We start from the raw sequence: 19182 nt of genomic DNA on the forward strand, positions 1-19182 counted from the left end.
CGGTCTTTCATTTTCTTCATCCTCGTCCTTCCATGCGCTGCTCATGGTCGAGCAGCAGGTCTTCGAGCTTCTCGCGGTAGTCGCTCGGCTCTTCCCACAGGCCGCGTTGCATGGCTTCGAGCAGCCGGTTCGTCATGTCGCGCAGCGCGTCGGGGTTGTGCCGCACCAGAAAATCGTGCACCCGCTCATCGAGCAGATACGCATCCGTCACCATGGCGTAATGGTGATCGGCCACCTGGTGCGTGGTGGCGTCGAATCCAAACAGATAGTCCACGGTCGCCGCCATCTCGAACGCGCCCTTGTAGCCGTGGCGCATGGCTCCGGCAATCCATTTGGGATTGGTCACGCGCGCCCGCACCACGCGCGCGATTTCCTCGCCCAGACTGCGCACCCTGGCCTGCTGCGGGTTGGCGTGGTCGCCGTGGTAGAGCGCGGGCTGCCTGCCCGAGAGATGCGTGGCGGCCGCCGCCATGCCGCCGTGGAACTGGAAATAGTCGCCCGAATCGAGCACGTCATGCTCGCCGCTGTCACGGTTTTGCAGCGCCACGTCGAGCTGGCCGAGACGCCGTGTGAGCGCACCGAGCGCGGGCACGCCATCGGCGTCCTGCCCATAGGCGAACGCGCTCCATTGCAGATAGGCACGCGCCAGATCGTCCTCGCTCTGCCACGCACCGGTCTGGAAAATGCCTTGCAGGCCCGATCCGTAGTGTCCCGCTGGAGCGCCGAAGACGCGCCAGCCTGCCTGCCTGCGCGCTGCCTCCTCGGCCATGCCATCGGCCTGCAATGCGGCGCGCTCCTCGTCGATGCGCGCACGGATCGGGTTTTCCTCTGCGTCCTCGCCGTCGAGTGCGGCAACCGCCTGCACGGCCGCATCGAACATCTGCACGACGTTCGGAAACGCATCGCGAAAGAAGCCCGAGATGCGCAGCGTCACGTCGACACGCGGACGCCCGAGACCCACACGCGGAACGACCTCGAAGTCCACGACACGATGGCTGCCCGCGGCCCATTTCGGACGAACGCCGATCAACGCAAACGCCTGGGCGATGTCGTCGCCACCGGTGCGCATGGTGGCCGTGCCCCACACCGACAGGCCCAGCGTGCGCGGGTATTCGCCGTGCTCCTGCAAATAGCGTTCGAGCACCTTCGCGGCGGCCTGCTGACCTAGCTCCCACGCCGATGGCGTGGGGATGGCGCGGCTGTCGAGTGTGTAGAAATTGCGCCCGGTCGGCAGCACATCGGGACGCCCGCGCGATGGCGAGCCGCTCGGCCCGGCAGGTACGAATCGCCCGTTGAGGCCACGCAGCAGTTGGGTGATTTCCTGCTCGCCGCAGGCATCGAGCGCCGGGGCCAGCGTGTCGTGCAGATGCGCGAGCGCCGCCCGTGTCTGCGGCCATTCTGCGGCGGGCTCGGGCTTGTCGATCAAGCGCGCCGCGAGCAGCTCGATCCGCTCGCGCGTGTCGCCCTCGTGCCGCCAGGGCTCATCGCTCACCTCTTGCAACGCCAGCGGGCGCGCACCGGCCCACGCACGCGCGGGTTCGATGCGAAGCGGATCGAAATCCGCGCCGAGCAGATCGTCGGCAAGCGCCTGCAACATGCCTGGGCGGTCGCCATCGGACGGAAAGCGCGCAAGCGCGAGCAGCGTGTCGCGGCGCTGCGTGCCCTGCGGTGATTGCCCGAACACGTGCAGGCCGTCGCGGATCTGCGTTTCTTTGAGTTCGCAGAGATAGGCGTCGATGCGCGCGAGCAGCGCATCATCATCATCTTCTTCGTCGCTCCCCGCACGCGCCGGATCACGCGGCAGATCCTGGAGCAAATGCTGCTCGCGCACGATGGCGAGAATCTGCCTGCGCAGCCATTCGGCACGACGCTGATCGACCAGCAGCGCGTCGTAGAACTCATCGACCAGCCGCTCCAGATCCTGTAGCGGGCCGTGGTTTTCGGCGCGCGTGAGTGGCGGCATCAGATGGTCGATGATCACCGCCTGGCTGCGCCGCTTGGCCTGCGCACCCTCGCCCGGATCGTTGACGATGAACGGGTACAGATGCGGCAGCGGCCCGAGAATCGCATCGGGCCAGCATTGCGCAGACAACGCGAGGCTCTTGCCCGGCAGCCATTCGAGATTGCCATGCTTGCCCACGTGCACCATTGCATCCGCATGCCAGACATCGCGCAGCCAGAAATAGAACGCGAGATAGCCGTGCGGCGGCACCAGTTCGGCGTCGTGATAGCTCGCATAGTCCTGCGCGCCCATGCCCCTGCCGTCGCCGGTATCGAGCAGCGCACGCGCCGGTTGGATGCCACGAACACCGCGCCCAGGCGCAAGCCCGCAATCATGAAGCGGCCCTCGCGCAACGCGGGATCGTCATGCGGCGTGCCCCAGCGCGCATGGATCGCCTCGGCCATGCCGGGCGCAAGCCGGGCAAGACGCTTCTCGTAGTCCGCCAGCGCATAGCTCTGCAACGCGGGCCGCAGCGGCCAGGCGGCGGGATCGTTGGCAATGCCTTGCAGCAGCGTCTGCATGAGTGCCTCGCCCGATGCGGGCAACGCCCCGACGTCACCGAGCGCATACGCATCGCGCGCCAGTGCTTGCAGGATGGTGACCACCGACTGCGGCGTATCGAGCCCCACGCCGCTGCCGATGCGGCCCTCGCTGCCGGGATAGTTGGCCAGCACCAGCGCGATGCGCTTGTCGGCGTTCGGCGTGCTGCGCAGGCGGCACCAGCGCTCGGCGAGTTCGGCCACGAAGTCGATGCGATCCGGCTCGGGCTGGTAGGCCACCACGTCCGTCTGCGTGATCGGGCAGCGATGCGACAGCCCCTTGAAGCTCACGGCACGCGTGATGATGCGGCCATCCATCTCGGGCAAGACCACCTGCATCGCGATGTCGCGCGGACGCAGGCCCTGGCTGTCGGCGAGCCAGTCATCGCGATTGCCGCCGCTTGCGATCACCTGTAACACGGGTGCATCTGCGGCGAGCGTGGCGTCTTCACCGACTGCCGAAAATGCCGTGGTGTTGAGCACCAGCGCCACGCCATGCTCGCTGCACAGCGTCTGGAAGACGGACAGGCAGAGCCCGTCCTTGAGCGAGTCGAGCGCCACGGGCAGCGGATTCATGCCGCGCGCATGAACTGCCAGCGCCAGCGCATCGAACGCGGCGGTATTACCCGACAGCAGATGCGCGCGGTAGAACGTGATCGCCACGACCGGCGCGCCCTCATGCCATGCGGCGCGCAGATCATCGATCCCCGCGACCGCGTGCGATGCGCACAGCGCCGACGGCACGTGCACGGCGATCTGCGGCAGGGTGCGCGGCGGCGGGGTTCGCTGCCGAGCGCCAGACCATGAAACGCCACGGCGCGCAGGAAACCGCTCGCGTTGTCGGGGCCGCCCGCGCGCAGGTATTGCCACAGCAGACGGCTGACCGGCAACGGCAGCGTGCTGCGCGCGAGCAGTTGCAGGTCTTCCTGCAGATCGCCCGAGAACATCGCAAGCCGCTGGCCGCGCCGCCGCGCCAGTGCCGTGATCTGCTGCACGCCATAGGGCCACGCGGATTCGGAGCCCAGATGATCGACCACCACCACCTTGGCATGCTGCAACACCTCGTCCACATACAGGTCGAGCGACGCGGGCTGGCGCAGATGCAGCAGGTTGGCGAGCCGAATTTCGGGGAAGTCCGGCTGCTGCGCGTGCAGCGATGCCGCGGCCTGCGCGAGCAGCGCGAGCGTGGTGTCCGCCGAACTGAGGATCACCACGTCGGCAGGCGTCTGATCCAGGCGCGTGACGATGCCCTCATCCTCCACAAATCCGCCCGGGCGGGTGCTGAGCAAGTGCATGGCGAGTCCCCGGTCAGGCCGCCACGTGCTTCAACCCTTCGCGCAGCGCCACCGCGTCGAGGCTCTGGCCAATGAACACCAGGCGGGTGGCGCGCGGCTCGTCTTGCCGCCATGCGCGGTCGAACTGCGTGTCGATGCGGCGACCCACGCCCTGCACCAGCCAGCGCATCGGCTTGCCCGGAATATGCGCAAAGCCCTTGACGCGCAGGATGTCGTGCGCGCTCACCAGGTCCTCGATGGCGGCGAGCAAGCGTTCGCGGGAGACGGCAGGCAGCTCGATCACCAGCGAATCGAACGCGTCGTGGTCATGGTCCTCTTCGTGATCGTGATGGCTCAGGCGCGCATCGATGGTGGTCTCGGCGGCCTTCGAGAGCCCGAGCAACACGTCAAACGGAAGCTGCCCGTGCGATGCATGCACGATCTTCACCCCGGCGGGCAATTCCTCGCGCACCAGTGCACGCACCTTTTCAAGCGCTGCGGCATCGACGCAATCGACCTTGTTGAGCACCACCAGATCGGCAGCGCTCAACTGGTCTTCGAACAGCTCGTGCAGCGGCGATTCATGGTCCAGATTCGGATCGGCACGGCGCTGCTCCTCGACCGCCTGCGGATGCGCGGCGAACTGGCCTCTGGCCGTGGCGGGCGTATCGACCACGGTCACGACGGCATCGACGGTGAACACATTGGCGATCTCCGGCCACTGGAACGCCTGCACCAGCGGCTTGGGCAGCGCAAGGCCCGAGGTCTCGATGAGCACCGCATCGATCTGCTCACGGCGCGCCGCGAGTTCCTTCATGACGGGAAAGAACTCCTCCTGCACCGTGCAGCACATGCAGCCATTGGCCAGTTCGTAGAGCGCGCCCTGTACTTCGTTGCCGCTGTCGTCGCAACCGATGCCGCAGCCCTTGAGGATTTCTCCGTCGATGCCGAGTTCGCCGAACTCATTGACGACCACGGCGATGCGGCGTCCGTTCGCGTTGTCCAGAATGTGGCGCAGCAGCGTGGTCTTGCCGCTGCCAAGAAAGCCGGTGACGATGGTGACGGGGATTTTGGCGAGATTCATGCTCACAAGTCCTTTGCGGACCTCGCACACCCGCGAAGTCCATTGGTGGTCTGTTGATTCAGTCAAACAAAACACACCACGGTCCGGGCATGGGGCATGGGCAGAGGCGGGAAAGCGCGCCGTGAGGAACGGGCACCTGACCTGACGCATCGACCGGCCCGAACATGCGCACTCCCGCGGCGTCCGAAGCGATGCGAAGGCCGGTATCCGGGCTTGCGAAACGTCTGCAATGCGCGCTGTGCGATGCACAGCGTGGATGCAGACTCAGTCCAGCGCCTTCCCACGTCGATTGGCATTGCGACGCAGTGACTGCCGATCCTTTTTTGGAAGACCAGCGTGCGGACCTGAGATTTCGCCTACCGTTGCGGGGGCAGCGCAGGAATGGCGGTCTCCATGCTGGAGTGGCCGCGCACCTGCTTCTCGTTGAACCCCTGGTCTGCGGGTGGCCGCTGCTTGCAGCGTCGCAAACCGAAGGGCACCTTCGAATCTGGCGGCTCGACCGAGAGGCCGAACCGCCGCTGGGAATTATCGTTCATCCCCTGCGTGAAATGCGGAAAAGCGCGTCGGCGCCGCCCGGTTATTTCAGGCCGAGTTCCTTGTCATACGCGGCGCGTGCCTGCACGCCGGTGTTGGCGAAGTCGGTGAACACGCCGTCGATGCCAAGGCGGAAATAGGTCAGGAACTCGGCGAGCGGATCACCCTTGTAGATGCCCGCGAGGCGGCCCGGCTCGTTGCGGAACGTGAAGCTGTGCACCACGAGATCCGCCTTGTGCGCCCGCGCGATCAGCCCCGTGTCCTTGAGCGTGTTCACGTCCTTGAGACCTGCGCCTTCCTTGTACGGCACGACGGAATGCGCCAGCACTTCGGGCTTCCACGGGCCGATGCCGTCGGCATAGGTCTTGATTTCCGCGAGTCCGGCGGGCGTGAGCATTTCGGCGAAGGTGCGCGCATCGCCTGCCAGCGTCCAGCTGTAGGGACGGCCGCTGATGAAGGTCCACTCGTCGTTGGTGATGAAGATCATCGAGCCGTCCCTGTAATCGATGTCGTTGCCATCAATCAGCTGGACGCCCTTGGCCTTCATGCCGGCCTTGCGCAGGTATTTGAGACTGGCCGGATCGAAGCTCTGGATGTAGATCGGCGAGCCCTTGGTGTTGAGCTTGTTCTTTTCGAGCAGCGCGAGCGTCGCGTCCTCGAGCGGCGAGCTGCCCGGCTTGCCGCAGCCGTTGGCGATGGCCTGCTGGTTGTTCCAGTACGGATTCTTGGTTTCCGCGTAGACGGCGATGGTGCGCTTTTGCTCCTTGCCCTTGGCAACGGCGATGTCGATCACGTCCTGCGCGCTGATGATGGGCAGCTTGCCGTTGTATTCGGTCGGGCGCTCGCTGCGGTTGTCCAGCGTGGTTCCGGCGATCCAGTCGCGCAGCTCCTGCATCGTGAAGTCGCTGATCGACCAGTCGTTGGTGTGGTCCTCGCCATCCACCACGAGTGCCTTGAGCGGATCGGCCTGATCCGACAGGTATTTGGCCGGGCCGTTCTCGGGCTTGGCCGGGTATTTCACATCGACCAGTACGCCGGGCGTCGTGCGCTTGCGCTGGGCCACCTGGGCGTTGGTCTTGGCGACCTCCTGCACATTGGTGTTGTCACCAAGCCATGCATTGTGGCGCGCCACCAATTGGCAGTCGCGCGTGAGGTGCATGTCCATCTCGATCATGTCCGCGCCCGCGTCGACCGCCTTTTCGTAGGCCATGCGCGTCTGCTCGGGGAAGTAGCCGGAGAGTCCACGGTGCGCGATGATCTGCGGCGGCGAACCGTCGAGCGTCTTGTAGGGCGAGTCGTCGTCGTCGCTGCCGCCGCAGGCGGAGATCATCAGCGTGGCGCACGCAACGGCTGTCAGGGAGAGCAGACGGCTGGATCGATGGAACTTGAACATAGCGTGTTCTGTATGAAAGTTGAAATAGTTCTGCAACGACCGGTTCTCGCGAGACAGTCGGCCTGCCATGTTCGGGTCGCCACATGAAGATTTCGTGACGGCTTTGCGAAGGCGCGGCAGGCAAATGACAACCGGTTCTCACGATTGTCGTCGAACACCGCGCGGACCTTCAACGCATCAGCGGCGCAACCGCTCCATCGAGTTCATCGCGCAGACGCGTGCCCTGCTCGATCTTGGCGACCACCTTGCCCTCGCGGTTGAGCACGATGGCGGTGGGCACGACCTGGATCCTTCCGAAGGTGCCGAAGTCGAACTGGCGCATCTTTTCCCGGCCCGCCGCAGGCGCTGCCCGCATGGCGATCGGCAGGCCGAGCTCGCGGGACTCGTTGATCTTCTTGCCGCGAAACTTGAACGGGTCGTCGAGATCGACGAACAGCACCTGCAGACCCCTGGCCTGGTACTTGTTGAACGCGTCGATGACCGCCGGTCGCCCGTTGGCGACGCAGGGCGCGCACCAGTCCGCGCCAAAGTAGATCACCAGTGGCTTGCCCGCGTACTGGTTCAGATCGACGGGCTGGCCGTTGACCAGCTCGACCTGCTCCATGGCCCGGGCCTGTCCCCCAGTTCGGACTGCCACGCGTGTGCGGCGCTGGACAGGATCCAGCAGATGACGAACACCATCAGGCCCACATAAACAGGGGCCTGACTCCGGCTTTGTCTTCGCATGACTCGCCTCCTCTCGGGATGGGAAACGAGTGTAGGCCCGCGATCATCGAGTCGGCAACCTCTGGAGCCAGGCGTTGCGTTGCTAACGAAAGTTACTACCCTGTTCGGGGTATGTCGGGACGTACAGCGTTGCGGTGCTCAGGCCTCAGAGGCCCAGCTTTTTGGCGACGTAGTCCGCGTCCTTGTCCCCACGGCCCGAGAGGTTCACGAGGATGTTCACGTCCTTCGAAAGCCCGGGGCGATGCGCATCGCCCACGCGACCGCGTGCGAACTCTCGAGCGCCGGAATGATGCCTTCCACGCGCGACAGCGTCATGAAGGCGTCCAGCGTTTCCTGGTCGTCCACGCTCTCGTAGGACACGCGGCCAATGTCCTTCAGATAGCTGTGCTGCGGCCCGACTCCCGGGTAGTCGAGGCCCGATGCAATCGAGTGCACGGCGGCCGGCGTGCCATCGGCGTTCTCCAGCACGTAGCACTTCATGCCATGGATCTCGCCAGGCTTGCCGACCGACAGCGTGGCCGCGTGCTTGCCCGGCTTGTCCACGCCCTCGCCTGCGGGTTCGACGCCGACGAGCCTGACGCCTTCATCGTTCAGGAACGCGGTGAAGATGCCCATCGCATTGGAGCCGCCACCGACGCAGGCGCTCACATACTCGGGCAGCCTGTCGTGCTTCTTCTGAAATTGCTCGCGCGCCTCGCGGCCGACGATGGCCTGGAAATCGCGCACCATCTTCGGAAACGGATGCGGACCGACCACCGAGCCGATGGCGTAGAGCGTGTTGACCGGGTCCTTCAGATACTCCTCGAACGCGCTGTCCACCGCATCCTTCAACGTCGCCTGGCCGCGCGTGACGGCCACCAGATTGCAGCCCAGGATGCGCATCTTGGTGACGTTCGGATGCTCCTTCTCGATGTCGACCTGGCCCATGTGGATCTCGCACGGAATGCCCACCAGCGCGCATGCCGTCGCCAGTGCCACGCCGTGCTGGCCCGCGCCGGTCTCGGCGATCACCTTGGTCTTGCCCATGAACCTCGCGAGCAGCGCTTCGCCAAGGCAGTGGTTGATCTTGTGCGCGCCCGTGTGATTCAGGTCTTCGCGCTTGAGGTGAATCTGCGCGCCGCCGAGCTGTTCCGACAGCCGCCGCGCGTGAAAGATCGGGCTCGGGCGACCGACGTAGTCGGCAAACAGTTGCGCGAGTTCGTCCTGAAAATCCTTACGCTGCACGATCTCGTCATACGCCTTGCCGATGTCGTCCATCGCCTGCTTGAGATGCGGTGGCACCAACTGCCCGCCATAAGCGCCAAAGAAGCCATTGGCATCGGGCATCGCTGCGGCGTCGAGCTTGTTCGTCATGAAGGTCTTCTCCCGGAATATCTGTGGTGAATGGTGGCTTTTGACAACCCGCATTCATACCATATTCGTGGCTCATGCCAGGGGTTGCTCACCGAGGCGATACCCTACCGCGCGAAATCCAGCATGGCGGCGCGCGCGGCTTGTGCCTACACTCGGCGAACGTTGTGCAACGGAGGCGCTATGCCAGCATCCACCACGCATCCACGGGACCTGCCCGGCAACCAGTTTCGCGACTGGACCGGCCATCACCTTCTGGCCACCGATCCGGCGCTACAGGAAGCGATCACACGTGCGCAGGCGGGTTGGGCCATGCCGTGGCTCGATATCTACGCGCAGCAACTGGGCAATGCGCAGAGTTTCGAGCTGGCGGAACTTGCCAACCGGCATGCGCCGCAATTGCACGGCTTCGACACGCGCGGCGAGCGCATCGACAGCGTGGAGTTTCATCCCGCGTGGCATGCGCTGCTCGGCATGTATCGCGAACGCGGGCTGGTGTCGCTGCCGTTTGAAGATCTCCGGCAACAAGGCCGATGGAGCGCATGGGCCGCTGGCTTTTATCTGCACGGTCAGGTCGAGCAGGGCACGCTGTGCCCGCAACCATGACCCAGGCGAGCATTCCACTGTTGCAACGCGAGCCCGCCTTGTGGGAAGCGCTTGGCGACAAGCTGATGAGCCGTTCATACGACGCGCGCGATGCGCCCATCCATGAAAAGACAAGTCTGTGGATCGGCATGGGAATGACCGAAAAGCAAGGCGGATCGGACGTGCGCAGCAATACCACGCTGGCGACGGCGGTCGGCGCGGGCGGACGCGGCGCGGCGTACCGGATCAACGGGCACAAGTGGTTTTATTCCGCGCCGATGAGCGATGCGCATCTGGTCGTTGCGCGGCTCGGCACCGCCGATGGTCCGCTCGGTTGCTTCTTCGTGCCGCGCTGGAGAGACGACGGCACGCGCAATGGCGTCGTGGTGCAGCGCCTCAAGGACAAGGTCGGCAATCGCAGCAATTCGAGCAGCGAGGTGGAATTCGTCGACGCCATCGGCACGCTGATTGGCGAAGAGGGACGCGGGATTCCCACGATCATCGAGATGGCCACCTACACGCGCCTGAACTGCGTGATCGGCAGCGCCGCCATCGTGCGCTCAGCGCTCGTTCAGGCGATTGCCTACACACGCAGGCGCGCGGCCTTCGGCAAGCAGCTTGTGCAACAGCCGCTGATGCGTGCGGTGCTAGCCGATCTGGCTCTGGAGAGCGAGGCGGCGCTCGTGCTTGCGATGCATCTCGCGCAGGCCTATGAAGACGACGCAACGCACGCGAATCCGCTGGCGCGTGCATGGAAGCGCGTGATGACGCCCGCCGCCAAATTCTGGGTCTGCAAGCGCGGCGTGGAAATCACGGGCGAGGCGATGGAAATCCTTGGCGGCAATGGCTACGTGAACGACAGCATCGTCGCGCGCCTGTTCCGCGAGGCGCCGGTGAATTCGATCTGGGAAGGTTCGGGCAACGTGATGTGCCTCGACGTGTTGCGTGCGCTCGCGCGCGAGCGCGATGCGCTGGAGCTGCTACATGCCGACTTCAGCAACGCCGCGCTCGACGAGCCGCGCATCGCCAAGGCCCTGCACGAATTGCAGGCGCTGTTTTCCGCGCCGCCCGATCAGCTTGAGGCAATGGCCCGCCTGCTGGTGCAGCGGCTGGTGCTGGTTGCAAAGGCCTGCCTGCTCAAGCGCCACGCGCCCGAATTCGTAGCCGACGCCTTCATCGCCACGCGGCTCGCGAGTCCCATGGGCTGGGCGGAGTCGTCGGTGCCGTGGACATCCGCGGCATGGACGTGGATGCACTGCTGGAACGCGCGCTGCCCGCGTGATGCGCAGTCACGCAAGCCATGGTTGGCGGCAGTGTCTGTCATGGCAGCGTCCTCGGACTGCGCCACAATCTTGCTCCATCATGCTTCAGTTCCAAGACATCCAGGCAGCCGCGGCCCGCCTTCAAGGGCAGGTGCTCGACACGCCCTGCGTCGAATCGAGAACACTCTCGCAGATCGTCGGCGCGCAGGTGTTTCTCAAGTTCGAGAACCTGCAATTCACCGCCTCGTTCAAGGAGCGCGGCGCCTGCAACAAGCTCAGCCAGCTCTCCGCCGAGGAGCGCGCGCGTGGCGTGGTGGCCATGAGCGCGGGCAACCACGCGCAGGGTGTGGCCTATCACGCGCAGCGCATGGGCATGAAGGCGGTCATCGTGATGCCGCGCTTCACCCCCGGCGTGAAGGTGGAGCGCACGCGCGGCTTTGGTGCCGAGGTGGTGCTGTTCGGTGACGCACTCGAGGAAGCCCGCGCCCACGCCTACCAGTTGGCCGAAGAGCGCGGCCTGACGTTCGTGCATCCCTACGATGATGAACAGATCGCCGCCGGTCAGGGCACGATTGCCCTTGAGATGCTGGCCGAGCAGCCCGATCTCGACACGCTGGTCATCGCCATCGGCGGTGGCGGCCTGCTCGCGGGCATTGCCACGGCGGCCAGGGCGCTCAAGCCGTCCATCGAGATCATCGGCGTGCAGACCGCGCGTTTTCCCGCGATGGTCAATGCCATCAAGGGCACGCACCACGAGCAGGGCAGCTCGACCATCGCCGAGGGCATCGCCGTCGGCCAGCCCGGGCAGATCACGCAGGAAATCATCGCGCGTCTCGTGGACGACCTCGTGCTGGTGCAGGAAGGCGACATCGAGCAGGCCGTGCTGATGCTGCTCGAAATCGAGAAGACACTGGTCGAAGGCGCGGGTGCGGCGGGTCTGGCGGCGCTGCTGCGCTATCCCGAGCGTTTCCGGGACAAGAAGGTGGGACTGGTGCTGAGCGGCGGCAACATCGACCCGCTGCTGCTCGCCGCCATCATCGAGCGCGGCATGGTGCGCTCGGGGCGGCTCGCGCGCATCAAGGTCAGCGCCCGCGACGTGCCCGGCGTGCTCGCGCGCATCACGGCAACGGTCGCGGCGGCCGGCGCAAACATCGATGAAGTGCACCACCAGCGCGCATTCACGCTGCTGGCCGCGCAGAACGTGGAGATCGAACTCGTGCTGCAAACGCGTGGCAGGGACCACGTGCAGCAGGTGCTCGAGCAACTGCGCGCGTCGGGCATGGAGGCAGACCTGATGTGAACCGTCGGGATGCTCAGGGGCAAAACCGGCCCCTGTGCCCGTGTTCGCGTAAACTTGCGGCATATCAAGGCGCAGGGGTCGCATCGATCCGCTGCGCACCACCGTCATATCGCCGAACTGAACGAGGAGACACCGCATGGCCCACGATCATCACGACATTGCCCCCAATCAAGCCGACGTCGAGGCCGCGCACGCCCGCGATGTCACGGAAACCGTGGTGCCGCTCATCCCCGTCGTTCTGCCCGTCGTGGGCGCGGTGATGATGTTCCTGCTGGCATTCATCGCGGTGAGCATGGCCTGATTCCCGGTTTCGGCTCTCGCTACAAGGCCCTGCGACGCAGGGCTTTTTTGTTCCTCGTCAATGCTTGAGATGCTTTGAATCGCATAACCCTATGCGTCGTTTGCATAGTTTTCGGTCGTTTTGACGAGACAAACGCAAGTCCGATTCATAAAATTGACACCCCAATCGGCTTGGCGCGAACGAATAAAAAAGTGCGGGATAGATGAGGTGACTCACGGTTTCCCCGGATCGCGAGTGTCAGCCGAAGGAGCGAGAAGCCGTTTTTTCAAAGGCAGTGCTCAGCAGACAGACGACGGAATTGTGGAACACGCGCCTTGCCCCGACGCTCCTACCCCCGGTCTTTCTCGCTCGCGTTGCCGCTTCCTTTGAAAAAACTGTTTTTTCAACATTAGGAAGCTCCGAGATGAACGCACCCACGATGCACGGCCTGAATATTCAGGCACCCGCATATGTCAAGAATGCCCGGCTGATCGCCTGGGTTGCCGACATGGCGGCCCTTTGCAAGCCCGCCAGGATTCACTGGTGCGACGGTTCGCAACAAGAGTACGACGCGCTCTGCCAGCAACTGGTCGACGCGGGCACGTTCAAGAAGCTCAATCCCGCCAAGCGCCCCGGCAGTTTTCTCGCCTGGTCCGATCCGTCGGACGTGGCCCGTGTGGAAGACCGCACCTATATCTGCTCGGCCAGGAAGGAAGACGCGGGCCCGACCAACAACTGGATGGAACCCGCAGAAATGCGCGCCACGCTGAACCCGCTGTTCGACGGCTGCATGGAAGGCCGCACGATGTACGTCGTGCCGTTCTCGATGGGCCCGCTCGGCTCGCCGATTGCGCACGTCGGCGTGGAGCTGTCCGACAGCGCCTATGTGGCCGTGAACATGAAGATCATGACGCGCATGGGCAAGGCCGTGTACGACGTGATCGGCACCGAAGGCGAGTTCGTGCCCTGCGTGCACACCATCGGTGCGCCGCTCAAAGCGGGCGAGAAGGACACGACGTCCTGGCCCTGCAACAAGACCAAGTACATCGTCCACTATCCCGAAACCCGCGAAATCTGGTCCTACGGTTCGGGCTACGGCGGCAACGCGCTGCTGGGCAAGAAGTGCCTGGCGCTGCGCATCGCGTCCACCATGGGCCGCGAGCAGGGCTGGCTGGCCGAGCACATGCTGATCCTCGGCGTGACCAATCCCGAGGGCAAGAAGTCGCATGTTGCGGCAGCGTTCCCTAGCGCCTGCGGCAAGACCAATTTCTCGATGCTGGTTCCTCCGGCCGCATTCGACGGCTGGAAGGTCACCACCATCGGCGACGACATCGCCTGGATCAAGCCCCAGGCCGACGGCAGCCTGCGCGCCATCAACCCCGAAGCCGGTTACTTCGGCGTGGCTCCGGGCACGAACTACCACACCAACCCGAACTGCATGGCCAGCCTCGACAAGGATGTGATCTTCACGAACGTCGCGCTGACCGATGACGGCGACGTCTGGTGGGAAGGCATGGAAAAGGACCACGACGGCAAGCTGCCCGATCACCTGATCGACTGGCAGGGCAAGGACTGGACACCCCAGATCGCCAAGGAAACCGGTGCCAAGGCAGCGCACCCGAACGCCCGCTTCACCGTGGCCGCGACCAACAACCCCGCGCTCGACGAGGCCTGGGACGATCCCAAGGGCGTGAAAATCGACGCGATCATCTTCGGTGGCCGCCGCTCCACCACCGTGCCGCTCGTGACCGAGGCGCGCAACTGGAACGAAGGCGTCTACATGGCCGCCACCATGGGCTCCGAGACCACCGCCGCCGCGTTCGGCGCGCAGGGCGTGGTGCGCCGCGATCCGTTCGCGATGCTGCCCTTCATCGGCTACAACATGGCCGAATACTTCCAGCACTGGCTGGACATGGGCACCAGGATCGAGAAGATCGGCCAGACCGCACTGCCGCGGATCTACACCACGAACTGGTTCCGCAAGAACGCCGATGGCAAGTTCGTGTGGCCCGGTTATGGCGAGAACATGCGCGTTCTGAAGTGGATGCTGGACCGTCTCGACAACAGGGCCACGGGCCAGCAGACCGCATTTGGCGTGGCTCCCACGTATGCGGAAATCAACTGGTCCGGCGTGGAATTCACTCCCGAGCAGTTCGACAGCGTGACCAGCATCGACAAGGCCGCATGGGCCGAGGAAATGAAGCTGCATGCCGAGCATTTCGAGAAACTGGCCCACAAGCTGCCCGCCGAAATGCTGGAAATCAAGGCCGAACTCGAAAAGCGTCTGGCCGCCTGACGTGCCCAATCCGGCCTGCGTGGCCGGGTTGGTGATGAATAGAACCCCAAAAGGAGTCCTGCATCGGCAGGGCTCCTTTTTTCATTTGCGCTCAGTGAAGGCGTAAAGCATCCTTATGCGGAAGCGGCGTGGGAATGTGTCGCGCTCCTCGCCCGGACGCAAAGGGCGCGTCTACACAATTTCTACAAGCTCCGTTCACTGCCCGACAAGATTGCGCGCAGACACTTGGCAGGTTCAATCTGGAGCCTTTCTCTGTGACCCTCAATACCGCCCAATTGCTGGCCGACGAAGCCAGATACTGCTCGTTTGGCGACACCGTCCACTACGTCAATCCCCCGAAAATCTTCACCAGTTGCGATGGCAGCTACATGTACGACGATGCCGGCACACCGTATCTGGATCTGCAGATGTGGTACTCGGCCGTCAACTTTGGCTACAAGAACAAGCGTCTTGAGGCGAAGATGATCGAGCAACTCAGGGAGCTGCCGCAAGTCGCAAGTCAGTACCTGCATCCCACCAAGATCGAGCTTGCGAAATTCATTGCGCAAGATGCGGAAAAGAAATGGGGTCATCAAGGCCGGGTGCATTTCAACGTCGGCGGTGCGCAGGCAATCGAAGATTCGCTGAAGGTGGTGCGCAACGCCAGCAACGGCAAGAGCCTGATGTTCGCATTTGAAGGCGGATATCACGGACGCACGCTTGGCGCCTCGTCGATCACATCGAGCTACCGCTATCGTCGCCGCTTTGGCCACTTCAGTGATCGCGCGCAATTCATTCCATTCCCGTACCCGTTTCGTCGCCCCAAGGGCATGACGGCAGAAGAATATTCGGAGCAGATCGTGCGCGAGTTTGAGCGCAAGTTCGAGAACGAGTACCACGCCGTCTGGGACCCCAAGACCAACCAGTGCGAATACGCGGCGTTTTACGTGGAGCCGATTCAGGGCACGGGCGGCTACGTGGTGCCGCCGCCGAATTTCTTCAAGGGCTTGAAGAAGGTGCTCGACGATCACGGTGTGCTGATGGTGGTCGATGAAATCCAGATGGGCTTCTGGCGCACGGGCACGCTTTGGTCGGTGGAAAACTTTGGCATCAAGCCCGACGTACTGGTGTTTGCGAAGGCGCTGACCAATGGCCTCAATGCGCTGTCGGGTCTATGGGCGCGCGAGGAACTCATCAATCCGACGATATTCCCGCCGGGCTCCACCCACTCGACTTTCGCCTCGAACCCATTGGGTACCGCGCTGGGTCTCGAAGTGATGAAGATGACGCACGAGGTCGACTTCGGCAAGCAGGTGCGCGAATCCGGTGCCTACTTTCTCGAAGGGCTGAAGGAGCTTCAAAAACGCCACAAGGAGATCGGCGATGTAGACGGCATGGGCCTCGCGCTGCGTGCCGAGATCTGCACGGACGACGGCTTCACGCCCAACAAGGCGCTGCTCGACAAGATGGTGGATATCGGCCTTGAGGGCGGCCTTGAGTACAACGGTCAGAAACGCGGCCTGGTGCTCGACGTGGGCGGCTACTACAAGAACGTGATCACCTTCGCACCGTCGCTGATGATCACGCGCGGCGAGATCGACGAGGCCATGGTGTTGCTCGATCAACTGATTACCAAGGCGAAGAAGTAAGGCTCTTTGTTATTCACCCTTCTCTTTTCTGCCAATCACAGGCGAATAAGGAAAGGGTTGTTGTCCTGCCATTGAGGCCATAGACGAGTTGAATTCAACGCGGTATCGCAACCAGCTAGAGCCTTCGGCGCTGATCCGGCAATTTGCCGCGCATCCGCCCGAAGGCTTTGTCGTGGATGAGCGCTGGCCTGCACCGGCATTCACGGCACCCTTCGATCTGCTGACGACCGCGGATGAGGCACTCAAACGCAAATTGCAAAAACTGCCTTGTGGCCCGTGGCTCGCAAGGCGACTCACGCTTGACACGGACTTCGTCGGTACAACACTGACGGAATACGCGCCCATGCCGCAGGGCATCCCGGCATCCAGGCTCGCGGCGCAACTGCGCGAGCATGCCGGCGGGCGCATGCTCACCATCGTGAAGGATTTGCCGCAGTCTTCACCGCTGCTGGGCGCTGACGACAATGCATTCTCCGATGCGCTGGTTCAGCAGCTCGTTCAAATGGGCTTCATCCTCGTGGAGGGGCAGGCGCTCGCCTACGTGCCCATCGATTTCACGAGCATCGATGAGTATCTTGCGCGACTCTCCAAAGGCCGCCGCCAGAATCTCAAACGCAAGCTCAAGAGCCTGGCGCATTTGCAGATTGCACGCATTGCAACTGGCGAACATTTTGCAAGCGATATGCGTGTGAGCGAGTACTACGCGCTGTTCGATGCCGTTTATGCGCAAAGCGAGATTCACTTCGACAAACTCACACCGGCTTTTTTTGCCGCGATTCTGCGCGATGCGTCGAACGGCGGTATCGTGTTCGAATACCGCAGCGCGGCCGATGGCGCGCTGCTTGGCTGGAACCTTTGTTTCGAGCATCAGGGCCGCCTCATCGACAAATACATCGGCCTTTCGTACCCACGCGCCCGTGAGATGAATCTGTATTTCGTCAGCTGGATGATCAACCTCGAATACGCCATCGAGCGTGGAATCACGCACTACGTCGCAGGCTGGACAGACCCCGAAGTGAAAGCCCAGCTCGGTGCACGATTCACATTCACGCGGCACGCGGTTTTCATCCGCAACCGGCTGCTGCGGGCGCTCGGGCGAAGATTTTCCGGGCGCTTTGAAAGTGACCGTCAGTGGAGCGAGGAACATCTCACATGACACCCCTGGTGCTTGACGTCGATGGCTCCGTGGGCGCGCTCCCCGATGAAATCCGACTGACGCTCAACGACTGGCAGGAAGCCATGCGTTTTGGCTGCACGCTCCGCCGCTATGCGGCGTTTCGCTCGCTGGTCGAAGGACAGATGCCCGCGCGCTACGGCACTGCGTTGATGGGCAGTGGCGATTTTCATCACCTGAGCTGGATGTTGATCGAGCGCTGTATCCAACGCCACGGCTTCAGCGCCAGTCGTCCGCTGCGCGTGGTGGTGCTCGACAACCATCCCGACAACATGCTGTTTCCCTGGGGCATTCACTGTGGCTCATGGGTGCGGCGCGTGGCGATGCATCCGGCGGTATCGCAGGTGCATGTGGCAGGCATTACCTCACAGGACATCAGCGCCCGGCACGCGTGGGAAAACTACGCTGCGCCGCTGCGTGCTGGCAAGCTCACGTACTGGAGCAGCGGTGTCGACACCGCATGGGCGACACGTAAAGGCCTGAGCAGCGCGTTCCGCAATTTCGACAGCTTGAGCGCGCTCGCCCATGGTCTGTCGCAAATGCTCGGGCAGAGCAGGCAACCTACGTATCTCAGCATCGACAAGGACGTTTTTGCACTGGATGTGGTGCAGACCAACTGGGATCAGGGCAGCATGCGCGAGAGCGAGGCGGCGCTGATCATTGAGACGCTTTCCGGCCAGATCGTGGACAGCGACATTACCGGGACATTTCGTCATGGCGCTACGCGACATGGTGGAAGCGTCTGCTCAGTGCCGGGGACGGTCAGGATACGCAGATCGACAGCGCGGCGCTCGCAGCGGCGCAAAGCGGTCAGCATGCATTCAACGTGCGGCTTCTGGACCGCATCGCTCGCTGTCACGTTGCATCAGTAACATCCGCGATATGAGTGATCGCCAGGAGACGCCATGTTCGACACGCTGATCGACTCCATGCTCCGGACCGCCTTCGCGCCGCTGGTGCAGACCGGCCGGCTTGAGGTGGTCACGCCCGCGGGCAGGGTTCTGATCCTCGGAGATGGCGGGGTGCCGCAAGCACGTATCCGTTTTACGGATCGGCGCGCGGTGATCAACCTGCTGCGTGATCCTGATCTGAACTTCGGTGAGATGTTCATGCAGGAGCGGCTGGTGGTGGAGCAAGGTTCAGTCTACGACGTGCTGGAGCTGGTGCTGCGCCACGCCAAGAACGTGCCGGACAACCCGTTCGTGCAAGTGCTGGATGCGATTCGCATGAAGCTGCGACCGTTCCTGCAGAACAACCTGCGCCGCAAATCGCGCGCGAACGTGGCGCATCACTACGATCTGGATGACCGGATGTATGGTCTGTTCCTCGATCAGGATCGTCAGTATTCCTGCGCCTATTTCGAACGCGGCGACGAAGACCTCGAAACCGCGCAACTCGCGAAGAAGCGCCACATTGCCGCCAAGCTGCTGGTGGAGCCCGGTCATCGCGTGCTCGACATCGGCTGCGGTTGGGCGGCATGGCACGTTATCTCGCCGAGATCGGCCAGGCCGGGCATGTGAAGGGAGTGACGCTGTCCACCGAACAGCTTGAGGGAGCGAAGCGGCGCGCGCTGGACACGCCCGTGTCCGGGCGGCTCGAATACGCACTGGAAGACTACCGTGACACACGCGGGCCGTTTGACCGTATCGTTTCCGTCGGCATGTTCGAGCATGTGGGCGCCCAGTTTCATGACGCGTTCTTCAAGCAGTGCTACAACCTGCTCGCCGAAGATGGCGTGATGCTGCTGCACTTCAT

10 protein-coding genes, 5 pseudogenes and 1 riboswitch are annotated in these 19182 nt (G+C 63.5%); of the genes and pseudogenes, 9 read left to right on the plus strand and 6 right to left on the minus strand.

What is annotated here, in order from left to right; genetic code table 11:
• Positions 1-16: 16 nt before the first annotated feature.
• From cobN to trpB, 6 genes and pseudogenes are all read right to left on the minus strand, one after another.
• Positions 17-3836: pseudogene (cobN, locus tag H9K75_RS12410) on the minus strand (cobaltochelatase subunit CobN).
• A 13-nt stretch (positions 3837-3849) separates the two neighbouring features.
• Positions 3850-4899, minus strand: coding sequence for a cobalamin biosynthesis protein CobW (gene cobW / locus H9K75_RS12415; protein ID WP_187722913.1), 1050 nt, complete (start codon positions 4897-4899; stop codon positions 3850-3852).
• Between the two features lie 181 nt (positions 4900-5080).
• A riboswitch (cobalamin riboswitch) is annotated at positions 5081-5365 on the minus strand.
• A gap of 111 nt (positions 5366-5476) precedes the next feature.
• Positions 5477-6826 (minus strand): glycerophosphodiester phosphodiesterase family protein, encoded by a 1350-nt coding sequence (locus H9K75_RS12420; protein WP_187722914.1) that lies wholly within the window; start codon positions 6824-6826, stop codon positions 5477-5479.
• A 169-nt stretch (positions 6827-6995) separates the two neighbouring features.
• Complete coding sequence (locus H9K75_RS12425; protein WP_187722915.1) at positions 6996-7430, minus strand: peroxiredoxin family protein; 435 nt, start codon at positions 7428-7430, stop codon at positions 6996-6998.
• A complete protein-coding gene (locus H9K75_RS12430) occupies positions 7388-7552 on the minus strand; it encodes a hypothetical protein (protein WP_187722916.1) in 165 nt (54 codons plus the stop codon). Before H9K75_RS12430 ends, H9K75_RS12425 begins: the two co-directional genes overlap by 43 nt.
• 145 nt (positions 7553-7697) lie before the next feature.
• Positions 7698-8905: pseudogene (gene trpB, locus H9K75_RS12435) on the minus strand (tryptophan synthase subunit beta).
• A gap of 180 nt (positions 8906-9085) precedes the next feature.
• On the opposite strand from trpB, the pseudogene H9K75_RS12440 reads away from it, so the two are divergent.
• From H9K75_RS12440 to H9K75_RS24785, 9 genes and pseudogenes are all read left to right on the plus strand, one after another.
• Positions 9086-10380 (plus strand): annotated as a pseudogene (locus H9K75_RS12440) (acyl-CoA dehydrogenase family protein); the annotation flags it as partial.
• Positions 10381-10849: 469 nt separating this feature from the next.
• Complete coding sequence (locus H9K75_RS12445) at positions 10850-12049, plus strand: threonine ammonia-lyase (RefSeq protein WP_187722917.1); 1200 nt, start codon at positions 10850-10852, stop codon at positions 12047-12049.
• Positions 12050-12185: 136 nt separating this feature from the next.
• A complete protein-coding gene (locus H9K75_RS12450) occupies positions 12186-12350 on the plus strand; it encodes a hypothetical protein (protein WP_187722918.1) in 165 nt (54 codons plus the stop codon).
• Between the two features lie 403 nt (positions 12351-12753).
• Positions 12754-14625 carry a phosphoenolpyruvate carboxykinase (GTP) gene (locus H9K75_RS12455; RefSeq protein WP_187722919.1) on the plus strand — a complete coding sequence of 624 codons (1872 nt, stop codon included), beginning with the start codon at positions 12754-12756 and terminating at the stop codon, positions 14623-14625.
• 254 nt (positions 14626-14879) lie between these two features.
• A complete protein-coding gene (locus tag H9K75_RS12460) occupies positions 14880-16253 on the plus strand; it encodes an aspartate aminotransferase family protein (protein WP_187722920.1) in 1374 nt (457 codons plus the stop codon).
• An 88-nt stretch (positions 16254-16341) separates the two neighbouring features.
• Positions 16342-17409 carry a GNAT family N-acetyltransferase gene (locus H9K75_RS12465; protein WP_187722921.1) on the plus strand — a complete coding sequence of 356 codons (1068 nt, stop codon included), beginning with the start codon at positions 16342-16344 and terminating at the stop codon, positions 17407-17409.
• A pseudogene (locus H9K75_RS12470) lies at positions 17406-18313 on the plus strand (hypothetical protein). The gene H9K75_RS12465 and the pseudogene H9K75_RS12470 overlap by 4 nt, the downstream one beginning before the upstream one ends.
• Positions 18314-18332: 19 nt before the next feature.
• Entirely contained in the window at positions 18333-18947 is a 615-nt protein-coding gene (locus tag H9K75_RS24780) for a class I SAM-dependent methyltransferase (RefSeq protein WP_264293780.1), read from the plus strand.
• Positions 18905-19135, plus strand: a pseudogene (locus H9K75_RS24785) (SAM-dependent methyltransferase); the annotation flags it as partial. The gene H9K75_RS24780 and the pseudogene H9K75_RS24785, both read left to right, overlap by 43 nt.
• Between the last annotated feature and the right edge of the window lie 47 nt (positions 19136-19182).

The organism is Diaphorobacter aerolatus (assembly GCF_014489535.1).
GTDB lineage: Bacteria > Pseudomonadota > Gammaproteobacteria > Burkholderiales > Burkholderiaceae_C > Diaphorobacter_A > Diaphorobacter_A aerolatus.

Coding starts and splice junctions, on each gene's coding strand:
- cobW (WP_187722913.1), bottom strand. CDS start 4,899: ATGAATCTCGCCAAAATCCCCGTCACCATCGTCACCGGCTTTCTTGGC.
- H9K75_RS12420 (WP_187722914.1), bottom strand. CDS start 6,826: ATGTTCAAGTTCCATCGATCCAGCCGTCTGCTCTCCCTGACAGCCGTT.
- H9K75_RS12425 (WP_187722915.1), bottom strand. CDS start 7,430: ATGGAGCAGGTCGAGCTGGTCAACGGCCAGCCCGTCGATCTGAACCAG.
- H9K75_RS12430 (WP_187722916.1), bottom strand. CDS start 7,552: ATGCGAAGACAAAGCCGGAGTCAGGCCCCTGTTTATGTGGGCCTGATG.
- H9K75_RS12445 (WP_187722917.1), top strand. CDS start 10,850: ATGCTTCAGTTCCAAGACATCCAGGCAGCCGCGGCCCGCCTTCAAGGG.
- H9K75_RS12450 (WP_187722918.1), top strand. CDS start 12,186: ATGGCCCACGATCATCACGACATTGCCCCCAATCAAGCCGACGTCGAG.
- H9K75_RS12455 (WP_187722919.1), top strand. CDS start 12,754: ATGAACGCACCCACGATGCACGGCCTGAATATTCAGGCACCCGCATAT.
- H9K75_RS24780 (WP_264293780.1), top strand. CDS start 18,333: ATGTTCGACACGCTGATCGACTCCATGCTCCGGACCGCCTTCGCGCCG.